The organism is Dermabacter jinjuensis (assembly GCF_902381725.1).
In the GTDB taxonomy this organism is placed as follows: Bacteria; Actinomycetota; Actinomycetes; order Actinomycetales; family Dermabacteraceae; genus Dermabacter; species Dermabacter hominis.
Genome location: NZ_LR698963.1, coordinates 1,625,993 through 1,640,197, shown reverse-complemented (window position 1 = coordinate 1,640,197; position 14,205 = coordinate 1,625,993). Strand labels below are relative to the sequence as shown.

11 protein-coding genes are annotated in these 14,205 nt (G+C 62.9%); all 11 read right to left on the bottom strand.

Translation table 11 applies throughout. The features are described from left to right. Positions 1-514 precede the first annotated feature (514 nt). The 11 genes from FXY94_RS07260 to pth all read right to left on the bottom strand — a co-directional run bounded on the left by FXY94_RS07260 (position 515) and on the right by pth (position 14,097). Positions 515-1,219 (bottom strand): class I SAM-dependent methyltransferase, encoded by a 705-nt coding sequence (locus FXY94_RS07260; RefSeq protein ID WP_016664380.1) that lies wholly within the window; start codon positions 1,217-1,219, stop codon positions 515-517. Positions 1,220-1,275: 56 nt separating this feature from the next. Continuing rightward, complete coding sequence (locus FXY94_RS07255; protein WP_016664379.1) at positions 1,276-2,772, bottom strand: NCS2 family permease; 1,497 nt, start codon at positions 2,770-2,772, stop codon at positions 1,276-1,278. A 64-nt stretch (positions 2,773-2,836) separates the two neighbouring features. Continuing rightward, positions 2,837-3,619 (bottom strand): glucosamine-6-phosphate deaminase, encoded by a 783-nt coding sequence (gene nagB, locus FXY94_RS07250; RefSeq protein WP_040386929.1) that lies wholly within the window; start codon positions 3,617-3,619, stop codon positions 2,837-2,839. A gap of 193 nt (positions 3,620-3,812) precedes the next feature. Continuing rightward, positions 3,813-5,165 (bottom strand): NAD(P)/FAD-dependent oxidoreductase, encoded by a 1,353-nt coding sequence (locus FXY94_RS07245; RefSeq protein WP_034374785.1) that lies wholly within the window; start codon positions 5,163-5,165, stop codon positions 3,813-3,815. Positions 5,166-5,204: 39 nt separating this feature from the next. After that, complete coding sequence (locus FXY94_RS07240; RefSeq protein WP_016664376.1) at positions 5,205-6,170, bottom strand: Ppx/GppA phosphatase family protein; 966 nt, start codon at positions 6,168-6,170, stop codon at positions 5,205-5,207. Further along, the gene (locus FXY94_RS07235; RefSeq protein WP_016664375.1) at positions 6,167-6,721 is read right to left on the bottom strand and encodes a DUF501 domain-containing protein; all 555 of its coding nucleotides are present in this window, start codon (positions 6,719-6,721) and stop codon (positions 6,167-6,169) included. Before FXY94_RS07235 ends, FXY94_RS07240 begins: the two co-directional genes overlap by 4 nt. A 33-nt stretch (positions 6,722-6,754) precedes the next feature. Then, positions 6,755-7,369 carry an FtsB family cell division protein gene (locus FXY94_RS07230; RefSeq protein WP_147594907.1) on the bottom strand — a complete coding sequence of 205 codons (615 nt, stop codon included), beginning with the start codon at positions 7,367-7,369 and terminating at the stop codon, positions 6,755-6,757. Between the two features lie 19 nt (positions 7,370-7,388). Then, positions 7,389-8,669, bottom strand: a complete 1,281-nt coding sequence (gene eno, locus FXY94_RS07225; RefSeq protein ID WP_016664373.1) for a phosphopyruvate hydratase — start codon at positions 8,667-8,669, stop codon at positions 7,389-7,391. Positions 8,670-8,813: 144 nt separating this feature from the next. Further along, positions 8,814-9,830, bottom strand: a complete 1,017-nt coding sequence (locus tag FXY94_RS11020) for a MazG nucleotide pyrophosphohydrolase domain-containing protein (RefSeq protein WP_016664372.1) — start codon at positions 9,828-9,830, stop codon at positions 8,814-8,816. After that, the gene (gene mfd / locus FXY94_RS07215; RefSeq protein ID WP_016664371.1) at positions 9,830-13,498 is read right to left on the bottom strand and encodes a transcription-repair coupling factor; all 3,669 of its coding nucleotides are present in this window, start codon (positions 13,496-13,498) and stop codon (positions 9,830-9,832) included. The genes FXY94_RS11020 and mfd overlap by 1 nt, the downstream gene beginning before the upstream one ends. Beyond that, the gene (gene pth, locus FXY94_RS07210; RefSeq protein WP_040386520.1) at positions 13,495-14,097 is read right to left on the bottom strand and encodes an aminoacyl-tRNA hydrolase; all 603 of its coding nucleotides are present in this window, start codon (positions 14,095-14,097) and stop codon (positions 13,495-13,497) included. The genes mfd and pth overlap by 4 nt, the downstream gene beginning before the upstream one ends. Positions 14,098-14,205: the final 108 nt, after the last annotated feature.

The following is a 14,205-nucleotide window of genomic DNA, read 5'->3' as shown; positions in this document are numbered from 1 at the left end:
GCTGACCATCCAGAAATTGAACAAGAAATTCAATGTTCCTGCCAAAAAAAATTGGCATCAATAAACAGACACACTATTGAGATATCAAACAACACACGCACCCAAACACCCACACTCACACGAGCACTTCGTTTTGGAGCAACCCCTACAACTTACCGAACCAGACCCACCCCGTCAAATCCACGCCGCGTGATCCGCAACACGAACAAGAGCGAAAGCCCAGCCCAACAACCAAGAAACACCACACGCACCCACCAGCAACAACCAGCAAGCACCCGCCACATTCCTCCGGGGCAACGAGGAAAAACACTACGCCCCACACCACCCCTGCGCAAACCACACACCCCAACTCGTGGCCCACACCATAAAACACCCCAAAAACTGGCCAGCTCCTCTCGCTCCGGCACGGAAAGATCCGAGGTATTTGCGCGAGACGTCGGTAAGGGGTCCTGGCTGCGTACTGCAGACAGAGACAATTCAAAGACGCGAAGTCACTGCGACCTCGCGGGCCGACCTAGGCGTGCGGGACGTAGCCCCTGTGGAGCGCGACGATGCCGCCGCTGAGGTTGCGATACTGCGCTCGTTCGAGCCCGAGCTCAAGGAACCACTCGCGTAGGCCCTCCTGATCGGGCCAGGCAAGAATTGACTCGGCGAGGTAGCTGTAAGCAGCACCATTCGCCGATACCTGCGATGCCACGTGCGGCAGCATTCCCATGATGTAGCGCGAGTAGACGTGGCGGAACGCGCGATTGTTCGGGGTCGAAAACTCGCACACGACGACGGTCCCGCCCGGCTTCACCACGCGCGCCATTTCGGAGAGAGCTTTTCGCGGTTCAACGACATTGCGCAGACCGAAACTAATGACGGCTGCATCAAATGAATCTGACGTGAACGGGAGGTTGGTAGCGTCGGCCCCCACGAAGGGGATGTGTGGTTGCCTCTTGCGCCCCTCCGCCATCATGCCAGCCGAAAAATCAGACGCAAGAACCCGGTGACCCGCACGCGCGATCGCCGCGCTCGAGGTACCGGTCCCGGCCGCCACATCAAGTACGCGAGCTCCGCTCCCCTTCGGCAGATCGAGCGCTTCCACCATCGCCGATCGCCACCCTCGATCCTGACCGAAGGCAAGGACGGTGTTGAGGAGGTCGTAGCGCCCAGCGACGCCGTCAAACATAGTCGAGACGTCGGCGGGGTTCTTGGTGAGATCAGCTCGCGTCATGGGGTCTATTGTGCCTGATCGAGGTCGCGGTGCGCGCAACGCGGGGTACGGGCGCGTCAGAGCCCGATGAGCCCCGTGAGTGCATCACGGAGGAAGTACATCACGAACAGTGCGCTCACGACATACATGAGCCAATGCACCTTTTTCGCGTTGCCCACGACAATTTGGATGACCACGTACAGGATGAAGCCCGCCCCCATGCCCACGGTGATCGAGTACGCGAACGGCATGAGGATGATCGTGAGGAAGGCGGGAATAGCCTTCGTGAGGTCACTGAAATCGATGTCCACGACCTGGCTCATCATGAGGAATCCGACGAGGACGAGGGCCGGGGTCGCAGCCTCGTACGGCACGAGAGCGACGATCGGCGATAGGAACATCGCGACGACGAAACACAGGCCAGTGACGACGGTCGCGAGGCCCGTCCGGGCGCCTTCACCGACGCCGGTCGCGCTTTCAACGAAGCTCGTGTTGGAGGAGACACCACCGACGCCACCCATGATCGCCCCGACAGAGTCGGCGATGAGGATCCGCTGGCTGTTCTCGACATCGCTGTTGTCGTCAACGAGCCCTGCCTCGGTGCCAACCGCAACCATGGTGCCCATCGTGTCGAAAAAGTCTGCGAGGAGGAGGGAGAACACGACGATGATGGCGCCGACGACACCGATGGCGCGCAGTCCACCGACCGGATCGACCTGGAACAGGGTGCTGAAATCGGGCAGTGCGAACGCGCTTCCGCTCAGGGCGGGCACGTTCATGGACCAGCCGTAAGGGTTACCTGCATCGGCGTCAGTGGCGGGGGCGAACTGACCGATTCCGACGGTGTTCTCGATGACAATGGCGAGCACTGTCGCAGCGATAATCGCGATGAGAATCGCGCCGGGGACCTTCCTCACCCACAGCACGATCATGAGGATGAGCCCGAAGACGAACACGGCTGTAGGCCAGCCAATGAGCGAGCCTGAGTTACCGAGCTGCACGGGGGTGCCACCACCGGTGGTCACGAAGCGGGCGTTGATGAGCCCAATAAACGCGATGAACAGGCCCATGCCCACAGCGATGGCGGTCTTGAGGAACTGCGGGACCGCGAGGAATACCGCCTTGCGAAAGCCCGTGAGAACGAGCAAAAGAATAATGATGCCTTCCACGAGCACGAGCCCCATCGCACCGGCCCAGGTCATGCCGGGCAGTGATACGACGCCGTAGGCGAGGTACGCGTTGAGCCCGAGACCCGCCGCCATCGCGAGCGGGAAATTCGCCCACGCTCCCATGAAGATCGAACACACGGCAGCAATCAGCGCCGTTCCCGCGGCAACAGCGGGCATATTCGGCTCGGTTCCACCGCCGAGGTACATGCCGGTCGAATCCGGCACGGTGCCGATAATGAGCGGGTTCAGTACAACGATGTAACACATCGCAAAGAACGTGACCATGCCGCCACGCACTTCACGGCCGACCGTCGAACCGCGTTTAGAGATCGAGAAAAACGAATCGAGGCGCGAGAAAGCCGCACCCTTTGAGGGAGCACTGTGGGTTTGGGACATGGCTCCCATTGTAGGAAAAGGCCCGGCCAAAGCAACGCTTTGGGCCGGGCCAGCGAGACGAAGAACTCGAGTTTTACTTCTTTTCGGGGCGATTAGCGTCGATAAAGCGGTAGTAGTCGAGGTAGTCGAGCTTCGAGGCCGCGGAGCTATCCACAACGATGGTGGCGTCCTCGTGAAGCTGGAGCGCGGTCGATGTCCAGCGGGCACTCACCCCTCCCTCGATTGTCTGGCGAACGGCTTCAGCCTTGTTCTCCCCCGTTGCGATGAGGAGAAGTTTCCTGGCCTCGCGGATTGTGCCGACTCCCTGGCTGATGGCGTGGATGGGAACGTCATCTTTCGAATCGAAGAAACGCGAGTTGTCAGCGATCGTCTTGGGGGTGAGCGTCACCAGGTGCGTGCGCGAAGCGAGCGACGTGCCCGGTTCGTTAAAGCCGATGTGACCGGTCGCCCCGACCCCGAGGAGCTGGAGATCAACGCCGCCTGCATCCTTGATCGCGGCGTCATACCGGGCTGCTTCGGCAACCGGATCCCCCGTGTCACCGCGAGGGCAAAACACCTTCGCAGTGTCGAGATCCACCTTTTCAACAAGGTGCTCGCGAATAAAACGCGCGTAGCTTTGGGGGTGCTCGGGCGAAAGCCCCACGTACTCGTCGAGCATGAAGACAGTGACATTCGCAAAGCTCAGGCCCTCGTCACGGTGACGCCGCGCGAGTTCGTCATAAGCCGCGATCGGCGAGGACCCCGTCGCGAGGCCGAGAGTGACGGGGCCACCATCTGCTTCGCGAATAGCAGCCTCGATGTGATCGGCAACGACCACGCTCGCGTCGTCGGCGGTGGGGCGAATGTAGATTTCCATGGCATCTCCGGCTTCGTTCTGGGGGCGCGGGAGGGCCGACGCTGGCCGGTCTCCGCTTACGCCCATGGTGGGCTCGCTCATGTGCTCCTGCAAGCATACGTACTTCGAGAAGAGACCAGCAAGGCCCGGCACCTCGAGGTGCCGGGCCTTGCGTTTTGGCGCGAAAGCTCCGCGCCATTTCCCCAAACGGGGCTTACTTCTTCTTCGGCGTCGACGCCGCCGCAAGCTCAAAGGCCTTGCGGGGTTCTGTCGCCTGGGCGATACCGAGAATTTCGCGGTTGCCGAGCAACGAGCTCACCCAACCCGCGACGACACCGGCCTTACGGCCGAGCGTAGGCATGGCATAGACGTGGTAGGCGCGAGCGCCGAGCCATGCGGGAATGCCCTTAAGCTCGACCTTCTTGTCGCCGATGAACAGCGTTCCGACGCCCTTGAACATGCCGAGGGTTGCCATCGTGCCGAGGTTCTTGTGGTAGTAGTCCACGAGCGGGCGCGAGTCGATCGCGCGCGCAACGTTGTCAGCGAGGCACTTCGCCTGGCGCACGGCGTGCTGAGCATTCGGCGGGCAAACCTTGCCCTCGCCCGAGGCGAGATCCGGAACGGTCGTGCAGTCGCCGGCTGCAAAAACACCCTCGAGGGGGCCGTCCTCGCCCTTGACGCGGAGGTCGGCGAGGCAGTCAAGGCGGCCGGTCTGGTTGAGCGGCAGATCCGAGTTCTCGAGGACGGGGTTCGGCTTGATGCCGGCACACCACACGATGAGGTCCGAGGCGAATTCGTCACCGTCGGAGGTCTTGACAATGCCGTCCTCGCACGAATTGAGGAAGGTCTCGAGCTTGACCTCGATGCCGCGCTCACGGAACTGCTTGAGAGCATACTTACCGAGTTCTTCGCCAACCTCGGGAAGAATTCGACCCATAGCTTCGATCATGACGAAGCGGACATCCGAGGGGTGAAGATCGGGGTAGTAACGCAGAGCTGCGGAGACCATGTCTTCAGCTTCGGCAATGGCTTCCGAGCCAGCGAAGCCACCGCCGACGAAGGTGAAGGTCAGCAGGCGCTTGCGGGTTTCGGGATCCTTGGTCGAAGCTGCCTCGGCGAGGTTGCTGAGGATGCGGTCGCGCACGGCCACGGCTTCCTCGACCCACTTGAACCCAATAGCGTTTTCAGCAAGGCCCGGGATCGGGAGCGTGCGCGGAACGGAACCGAGCCCCACGACGAGGTAGTCGTAGCTGATCTCGATCGTTTCATCGCCCTCGAGAGCGACCGTCACGACGCGATCCGCGTGCGAGATGGTCTCGACCGATCCGGTGACGACCTTGGTGCCCTGCAGGACCTTGCGCAACGGCGCGAGCACGTTGCGCGGGTCAATCGCACCGGCGCCAACTTCCGGGAGGAATGGCTGATAGGTGAGGTAGGGACGAGTGTCGACGACCGTGATGGCAACGTTGTTGCCGGCCTTCTTGCGCAGCTCAGCTGCGACGTTCATACCAACGCTTCCGCCGCCGAGAACGAGAACGTGCGGCTTGTTTCCTGAATTGATGTTCATGTGTGTGAACTTGCCTTTCCACATCGCTAACGATGCAATTCAACCACGTTGAGGCGCTTCCAAACTGAGTGAATCGAGCACGCTCATCGCGAGTCCATCGAGAATGTCGTGTTCGCTCGTCGTGACGCGCTCGAGTGTGCCTTCGTTCGCAACCCGTTCGAGGATCCGTGCCCAAATAAGCGCGCCCGCGCCGATCACGTCTATCCGTCCCGGGTGGATCGCCGGGAGCGCCGAGAGCTCCGCCGCGCTCGATCGAAGAATTCGATAGCTAAGAGCCGTGAATTCCTCGGCATCAATGCTTGCGCCGTGGCTCACCTCGGGCGTGTATTCCTCGAGGCCGAGGGCAACGGCGGTCAAAGTCGTGACGGTTCCCGCGACTCCCACGATGCCGCGAACTGCGGAAAAATCGATCGTCTGAGAAGCCTCATCAATAAGCGCGTCGATATCGCGGACAGCGGCCTCAATGTCGCCCTCACTCACGCGGTCGGCGCTCAAGTGGCGCTCCGTGAGGCGAACAGACCCCATGTCGAGGCTGATCTCGGCTCGCGGCGCATCCTCGCCGTAGACCAGTTCGGTTGAACCGCCACCGATATCAACGATCAGGCGAGGCGAGGGTCCGGGATCGGGAAGAGTCGCCACGGCACCGCGATAGCTCAGCACCGCCTCTTCGGTCCCTTCGATGACCTCGGGTTCAATGCCGAGAATCTCCCGAACCCCGTCGATGAACTCCGCTCGGTTCTCAGCGTCGCGGCTTGCACTCGTTGCTGCGAAGCGCACGCCTTCGACAGCGTTTTGCTCGATCACGCGTGCATACTGACGAGTGGCCTCAAGAGTGCGGTCGATCGCTTCAGGATCGAGGCGCCCTGTGCGGTCCACCCCGTGACCGAGGCGCACAATTTTCATCTCCCGCGCGATATCGCGCAAGGAGCCGTCGGGCGCTTCTTCCGCGACGAGAAGACGAATCGAATTAGTGCCGCAGTCGATCGCGGCGACCCTGCGGCTCATGCGCCTTCCTCCTCAAGCATTGCGGGGGTGAGGTCGCATCGGCATCGATCGATCGTCGTATCATCAGAGGCCAGTTCGAGGGCGCGGTCACCAAACGGGTTCACGCCCGGCCCCTCGGCAAGGGCCTGGCCGACCACGGCATGGAGGCACTTCACGCGGTGCGGCATCCCGCCTGCACTGATGCCATCGATCTCGTCGGCACTACCGAGTTCGGAGCGCCGCTCCAGGTACCGCTCGTGGGCGCGCGCATAGCTCTGCTGAAGCTCACTGTTCTCTTCCAGCTCGGCGGTCCACTCAGCAAGCAACCCCCGCGCCTCGAGTCGCGAGCAGGCCTCGACCATCGACGGAAGCGTGAGGTAAAGGCTCGTGGGAAACGGCGATCCATCGCTCAGACGCGGCACCGTGCGCACAACGGCGGGAGCCCCGCACGCGCAGCGACGTGCGATCGAATGCACGCCACGCATCGTTCGACCAAGCTGGCGAGCCATGAGGGCGAGATCCGCCTCGGTTGCCTCGCTCTCGAACGGAAGTGGATCAAGCGGTGTTGGCATAAAGCACTACAACCTTTCGGGCAACTATCGGCCTCAGGGGCCTTGCTTTTCGGCGGGGTCCTCGGGAGGAGCGGCCTGACTTGCGGCCACGAGCGAATCCCACATCGTGCCAAACCACGCAGTTTTCGCGCGCTGTTCCGCCTGCGCGGCCTGAGTTGTTTGAGGAACCTCGGCGCCACTTGAATCTGTCAGGCGATACTGCGTTTCCCCGGGGTAGGCGAAGAGCAAACGTTCGCGCGCTTGCGCGGAGACAAACGTCGGATCTTCCCACCGCGCAACCTGAGCCTCGAGTCCTTCGACCTCGCGTTCTTGCTGGGCAACCTGCGCACGAAGGGTGCTGAGGCGCTGTTGCTGCATGACGTACCCATTTACGGTGGGAACGAGCGCCACGAGCGCGAGAAGCGTAATCGCCAGCAGCACGAGCGAGCGCCCCGTGAGCCCCGCAATAGGAGCCAGCACCTTGCGCGCACCCGCACTTACCGAAGTTGCCGTGCGCGCCGATGCGGTGTGCCCAGCCTTCGTGCGGCGACGACTCGCGCGACCGGTAGGCGTGGAGGGGGCGGCTGCGGGAGTTCGCCGCCGCGACGCCGAGGAGCGCCCCGCCGGTCTCGACGGGGCGCCCCTTCGGTGCTTTAACGAATCAGGCATGAGCCCTATCGTAAACCGCTCAGGCCTTGAAGCGCGGGAATGCCGAAGCGCCCGCGTAGACGGCCGAGTCGCCGAGCTCATCCTCGATACGGATGAGCTGGTTGTACTTGTTGACGCGCTCACCGCGAGCGGGAGCACCGGTCTTGATCTGGCCCGTACCAAGCGCGACAGCGAGGTCGGCGATCGTGGTGTCCTCGGTCTCGCCGGAGCGGTGCGACATCATCGAGGAGAAGCCATTGCGGGTCGCCAGATCCACGGCCTCAAAGGTCTCGGTGAGGGTGCCGATCTGGTTCACCTTCACGAGGAGCGCGTTGGCGGCACCATTTTCGATGCCCTTACCGAGACGCACGGGGTTGGTCACAAAGAGGTCGTCGCCAACGAGCTGAACCTTCTCGCCGAGCTTCTCGGTGATGGCAACCCAGCCGTCCCAGTCTTCCTCGTCGAGCGGGTCCTCAATCGAGACGAGCGGGTAGGACTCAACGAGCTCGCCGTAGTAGGCGATCATGTCCTCGGCAGACTTCTTTTCACCCTCGAAGAGGTAGGAGCCGTCCTCGAAGAACTCCGACGCAGCAACGTCGAGAGCGAGCGCGACGTCCTTGCCCGGGGTGTAGCCAGCCTTCTCGATGGCCTCGATGATGAGATCGAGAGCGGCGCGGTTCGACTCGAGGTTCGGCGCGAAGCCACCCTCGTCACCGAGACCCGTCGCGAGACCACGGTCGTGGAGAACCTTCTTGAGGTTGTGGTAAACCTCGGCACCCATACGGACTGCCTCGACGAAGGTCGGGGCACCGATCGGGGCGATCATGAACTCCTGGATGTCCACGTTCGAATCCGCGTGCGAGCCACCGTTGAGGATGTTCATCATGGGGACGGGAAGCACGTGTGCGTTCGGACCGCCCACGTAGCGGTAGAGGGGCAGCTCTGCTTCCGCAGCGGCAGCCTTCGCGACAGCGATCGACACGCCGAGAATGGCGTTCGCGCCGATCTTGCCCTTGTTGTCGGTGCCGTCCGCGTCAATCATCGCGAGGTCGATCGCGCGCTGGTCGGTCACGTCCATGCCCTCGATCTTTTCGGAGAGCTCTTCGGCAACCGCGGCGGCAGCCTGCGAAACGCCCTTGCCGAGGTAACGGCCCTTGTCACCATCGCGGCGCTCAACGGCCTCAAATGCACCGGTCGAGGCACCCGAAGGAACCTGGCCGAGGAACTGGTAGCCCTCGTCGGTCGTCAGAACGACCTCAACGGTGGGGTTGCCGCGCGAATCAAGAATCTCGCGACCGCGAACGTCGAAGATGAATGCCATGAGATGGCCTCCTTAGTCAGGATTTTCAAGTGGCGGGTCGCCTTTGACCTTCGCCCTCAAGTCTAGTGCGGATCGTGTGATCTACCTGAAGGGTTTTGCGCACCCCCGGCGCGGCGAATGCGACCCAGGTCACGGAGTGGGACCTCAGTCGCGAGCCAATTGCGCCTCGACCCTCGCCACGAGTGCGCGAAGAGCCGATTCGGGATCCTCATCACGCGCTGCAGCCTCGAGCACGATCGCCATTATTCGAGAGGCGATACTCCCATTCGACGCGCTGTTCTCAACGACAGCCCTGAGCTCTTCCTCCCGCCCCGCAGCTTGCGCACGCGCGGCGATCTTGAACGCCCGCTGGAGTGCGGGAAGGGCGAGTGGAATCCCCTCGGCGAGTGCACGGCGCGGCTTCTCCTGCGACTTGATGCGGTCCCACCGCGCCGTAATCTCCTCAATGCTCAAATCCTCGCGCTCGGGTCCAAACACATGCGGGTTTCGGCGATACATTTTCGCGTTGAGAGACCGGGCAACCGAATCCAGCGTCCACGGCTCAGCTTCCTCCATGCCGATTCGGGCATGAAACACGAGCTGAAACAGCAGGTCCCCGAACTCGTCAACGAGCTCCGACGTACGAATCGGCTCGCGCTCAAGTTCAGCAAGAACTTCGTGGGTTTCCTCGAGCAAGTATCGCGAAAGAGAACCGTGTGTCTGGGCAGCGCTCCACGGATCACCCCCTGGGCTTCGAAGCTCGTGCATGATCCTCACCGACTCGACGACCGCAGCGCCGGGAGCGACGGGGGACGCGAAAACATAATCCGCATCGATGGGCCCACCGGAGGCCTCTTCGAGCGCGCCAATCGTCTCGATAGGCGACGGAAGGTGGGGGTGCTCGGAATCGCAGAGCCAGGCGAGATACCCGCCCGGGCAGCCGTCGGAATCCTCGAGCCACGCGCCGACCGAGCGCGCAAGCTCGTGTGCACTTGCGCTTTCAAGCCGCACGCACTCGATCCCGGCCTCGCGCACGTGTGCCTCCCACGCCGGGTGCGCGCACGACAGGGCAACGCTCGCGGCGCCCCTGAGAGTGTCCCAGCCGCGCGCCGTCATAAGCCCTGGCGCATTCAGGGGCGAAACGGGAACAACCTTGAGCTCGCCCGAAAAAGACCCGTTCATCACGCGTGCCCCTTTCGTCCAAGACCCGCCTGGCGCGTCCCTTGCGGCGCGTCACGACGTGAGTTTTCGAGCCTACTTGCGCGCGGTGATCGCGAACCGAACGAACGCGGGCGGGAGGGTTCCGACGGCTGCTCGGCAAGCTCGATACCCCGTTCTTTCGCCCATGCGGGCTTCAGCTGTGCAATCACGCCGCGGCAGAACTCGAGCAGGGCCTCGTCGGTGAGGGGAATACCACCGACACGCTGAGTGCGCGGATGCGGGACGAGAACCTGGCGAAGGGCAGGCTTGAGCACCGTTCCCGGATACAACCTGCGGAGCTTGAGCTGCACGCTGTCCGTGACGTCCACGTGCGCGAAGCGGATCATCTTGCCCTGTACCTGCACCTCGTCGATCCCAGCTTCGGAGGCATCCAGGCGGAAGCGCGCGACGTGAAAGAGACGCTCGACCTCCGCAGGCGGCACGCCGTAACGGTCCTCGAGCTCGGAGTGCACGCTCTCGAGCTCGTCGACACTCTTCGACGCCGAAATCTTCGAGTATGCCTCGAGGCGTAGGCGCTCGGAATCGATGTACTCGACGGGAATGTGCGCGTTCAGGGGCAATTCGACCTTCGTGTCCTTCGCCGTATGGTCGAATTCGCCCTTGAACGCTGCGACAGCCTCGCCGACCATGCGTACGTACAAGTCAAAGCCCACACCGGCAATGTGCCCGGACTGCTCGCCGCCGAGCAAGTTCCCTGCCCCGCGGATCTCGAGGTCCTTTATCGCGACCTGCATGCCTGCACCGAGCTCCGAGTGCGTCGCAAGCGTCGTGAGGCGATCGTGCGCTGTTTCCGTGAGCGGTTTCGTCGCCGGATACAGGAAGTACGCGTAGGCGCGATCGCGCGAGCGCCCCACCCTTCCGCGAAGCTGGTGAAGCTGCGAGAGACCAAATCTGTCCGCATTCTCCACGATCAGGGTATTTGCGTTCGAAATGTCGAGGCCCGTTTCCACAATCGTCGTGCACACGAGTACGTCGAAGCGCTTCTCCCAAAAGTCGAGGATGACTCGCTCGAGTTGGGCCTCGTTAAGCTTGCCGTGGGCGACCTCCACTCGTGCATCGGGCACGAGCTCACGCAAGTGCGCGGCGGTGCGCTCAATATCCTCGACGCGGTTGTGGATGAAGAACACCTGCCCCTCACGCAAGAGTTCGCGGCGGATCGCGGCCTTGACCTGAGCATCCTCGTGCGCGCCAACGTAGGTGAGCACGGGATGGCGCTCCTCTGGCGCAGTCGCGAGAGTGGAAAGCTCACGGATGCCCGTGACGGCCATCTCGAGGGTCCTGGGAATCGGGGTTGCCGACATCGACAGCACATCGACGTTGGTGCGCAATGCTTTGAGAGTCTCCTTGTGCTCAACACCGAAGCGTTGCTCCTCGTCCACGATGATGAGCCCCAGGTCCTTGAAACGCACCTGCCCCGTGAGCAAGCGATGCGTCCCGATCACTACGTCGACCGAACCGTCCTTGAGCCCCTCGATCACCGCATCCGATTCAGCCTTGGTTTGGAAGCGCGAAAGCCCACGCACGTTGACGGGAAAGCCCGCGTATCGCTCTGTGAAGGTGTCGACGTGCTGCTGAGCGAGAAGAGTCGTCGGGCATAGGACCGCCACCTGTTTGCCATCCTGCACAGCCTTGAAGGCCGCGCGTACCGCAACTTCGGTCTTGCCGTAGCCGACGTCACCGCACACGAGGCGATCCATGGGAAGTGGCTTTTCCATATCCCGCTTGATGTCGTCGATCGTCGAAAGCTGATCGGGAGTTTCCGTGTACTCGAAGGCGTCCTCGAGTTCGTGTTGCCACGGGGTATCGGGCGAGAAGGCAAAGCCCGAACTGCGCTGGCGCTCGCTATAGAGCCTCACGAGTTCATCGGCGATCTCCCGGATGGCCTTGCGCGCACGCGACTTGGTCTTCGACCAGTCGCTTCCGCCCATCTTGTTCACGCTCGGGGCCTCGCCTCCGACGTACTTCGTCACCTGGTCGAGCTGGTCGCTCGGGACGTAGAGGCGATCACCAGGCTGGCCCTTCTTCGAGCTCGCGTACTCGATGACGAGGTATTCGCGGGTCGCGCGCTTATCGCCCGTGCCTACGGTGCGGCTCGTCATCTCCACGAACCGCCCGACTCCGTGGTGGTTGTGAACGACATAGTCCCCGGGCGACAGCTGGAGCGGATCGACCATCGCGCGGCGGCGTGCGGCAAGTTTCTTGCCACCAGATCGGCGAGCGGCCGATTTCCCCGTCATGTCTCGCTCACACAAGAGCATGAGTTTGATGTCCTCGAGGAGGATTCCCTCGGTGATCGGCCCGGTCGTGATGCTCACGTGCGAGCGGGAAAGCTCCTCGTCGAGATCAGCGCTGAACCGCGCCGTGACACCCGCCTCAGTGAGCGACTCGGCGATGTGGCGCCCGGTACCCGCTCCAGCGGTCGTGAGGACGATTCGCCATCCGTCACTGACGTGCTGTGCGAGGTCGCGCGCCGCATTCGCGATCGAGCCGCCGTATCCAGGGTGCGGCTTCGCCTCGGACGTGAGGTCGGCATCGAGCCCGAACGGGGCAAGCGTGGAGACCGGGAGGTGTCGGGCCTCAAGCTCGCCGAGTGTGTCCTCGAGCGACGAGAAGCTTGCCTGCGACACATCGATCGGCACGGCACCGCCCTGCGCTGCACTCGACCACGCCGCCTCAAGGAACTCTTCCGTTGTGCGCACGAGCTCATCGACACGCGTGCGAATGCGTTCGGGCTCGACGAACACAAGGCTCGAATGCTCGGGAAGTAGGTCCGCGAGGCTCACCATCTCCCCCACCAGAAGCGGAGTCAGCGACTCCATGCCCTCGACGGCAATGCCCTCCGCAAGCCGCGAGAGGATGTCAGCGGCGCCGGGCAGCTGCGCGATCGCGGCGCGTGCTCTCGCGCGCACGTCCTCCGTCAGAAGAATCTCACGGCACGCGGGTGCATCGAACGCTTCGAGAGTATCCTCCATCGAGCGCTGATCCGCGACGGAAAAGAAACGGATCTCTTCAAGCTCGTCGCCGAAAAAATCGAGGCGGACGGGATGCGAGAGTGTCGGCGGGAACACGTCCACAATACCGCCACGCACCGCAAACTCACCGCGCGAGGAGACCATGTCCACGCGCGAGTACGCCGCACCGACGAGCTTCTCCACAAGCTCGTCGATCGCAATGAAGTCGCCGCGCTCGAGATGAACCGGCGCTAGATTCTCAAGTCCGCGCGCCATCGGCTGCACGAGTGCACGCACAGGCACCATGAGTACCTCGACCCCACCCGTTTCGTCCGGATGCGCCAGTGAATAGAGCGTGGAAAGCCTACGCGCGACCGTGTCGCTACGCGGCGAAAGCCTCTCGTGCGGAAGAGTCTCCCAGGCGGGGAACAGCGCAACCTTCGCGGCCGGGACGAGAGCCTCGATCTGGGCGGCAAGATCTTCTGCTTCACGCGTCGTTGCGGTCACCACGACGAGCGGGTCCGACGGTCCCCTGCGCGAAGCGGCCTCGGCAAGATAAAGCGGGTGCATGCCGCTCGGGGCGATGATCGATACGCCCTCGGCGGTGGAACGCGCTTCGACGAAGCGCGCGAGATCAGCAGAGTGCGCCGCGGCGGCGAGAACGGGGGCGATGCTCACGGGCGGATCGCCTCGCGCGAATGAAACTCCTGCTGCGCCGCCACGAGGCCCTGCTCCACGAGCATCTCCACGCACTGCCCGGCCGAGGTCACGAGGTCATCAAGTACCTTGCGCTCCGACGAGGAAAAAGGAGCCAGGACGAAATCCGCGGTATCGCGCCCCTGCGGGGGACGCCCCACGCCGACGCGCACGCGCAAATAGTCTTTGGTGCCGAGCGCACGCGAGATATCACGAAGGCCGTTGTGACCGCCTTCTCCCCCGCCGATCTTCGCTTTAATCGCACCGAACTGCGTATCGATCTCATCGTGTACGACGATGAGATTCTCAGGCTCGATCCCGTAGTACTGCGCGAGCGCAGACACGGGCCCACCCGAAGTGTTCATGTAGCACCCAAGTTTCGCCAGAATCACCCGGCGGCCGGTACCCGGCGCCCCCATGTGCCCCTCAATAACTGAAGCATTGGCCTTTTTGTGCCGTTTGAACGAGGCGCCGGCCCACTCGGCAAGTCGATCAAGCACCATGTGCCCGACATTGTGTCTCGTCGCTTCATACTTGGGGCCAGGGTTCCCGAGGCCCACAATCAGCATCGTCTCGCTCACAACTCTACTTTCCGCACTAATCCAGGAGAAAACCTGGTCACCGCCGGCTGGCCGGCGACCGTCGGCCCCCGAAAAGGCTACAGGGGCGCCGCACCTGTGTGCGACGCC

Coding starts and splice junctions, on each gene's coding strand:
- FXY94_RS07260 (WP_016664380.1), bottom strand. CDS start 1,219: ATGACGCGAGCTGATCTCACCAAGAACCCCGCCGACGTCTCGACTATG.
- FXY94_RS07255 (WP_016664379.1), bottom strand. CDS start 2,772: ATGGGAGCCATGTCCCAAACCCACAGTGCTCCCTCAAAGGGTGCGGCT.
- nagB (WP_040386929.1), bottom strand. CDS start 3,619: ATGGAAATCTACATTCGCCCCACCGCCGACGACGCGAGCGTGGTCGTT.
- FXY94_RS07245 (WP_034374785.1), bottom strand. CDS start 5,165: ATGAACATCAATTCAGGAAACAAGCCGCACGTTCTCGTTCTCGGCGGC.
- FXY94_RS07240 (WP_016664376.1), bottom strand. CDS start 6,170: ATGAGCCGCAGGGTCGCCGCGATCGACTGCGGCACTAATTCGATTCGT.
- FXY94_RS07235 (WP_016664375.1), bottom strand. CDS start 6,721: ATGCCAACACCGCTTGATCCACTTCCGTTCGAGAGCGAGGCAACCGAG.
- FXY94_RS07230 (WP_147594907.1), bottom strand. CDS start 7,369: ATGCCTGATTCGTTAAAGCACCGAAGGGGCGCCCCGTCGAGACCGGCG.
- eno (WP_016664373.1), bottom strand. CDS start 8,669: ATGGCATTCATCTTCGACGTTCGCGGTCGCGAGATTCTTGATTCGCGC.
- FXY94_RS11020 (WP_016664372.1), bottom strand. CDS start 9,830: ATGAACGGGTCTTTTTCGGGCGAGCTCAAGGTTGTTCCCGTTTCGCCC.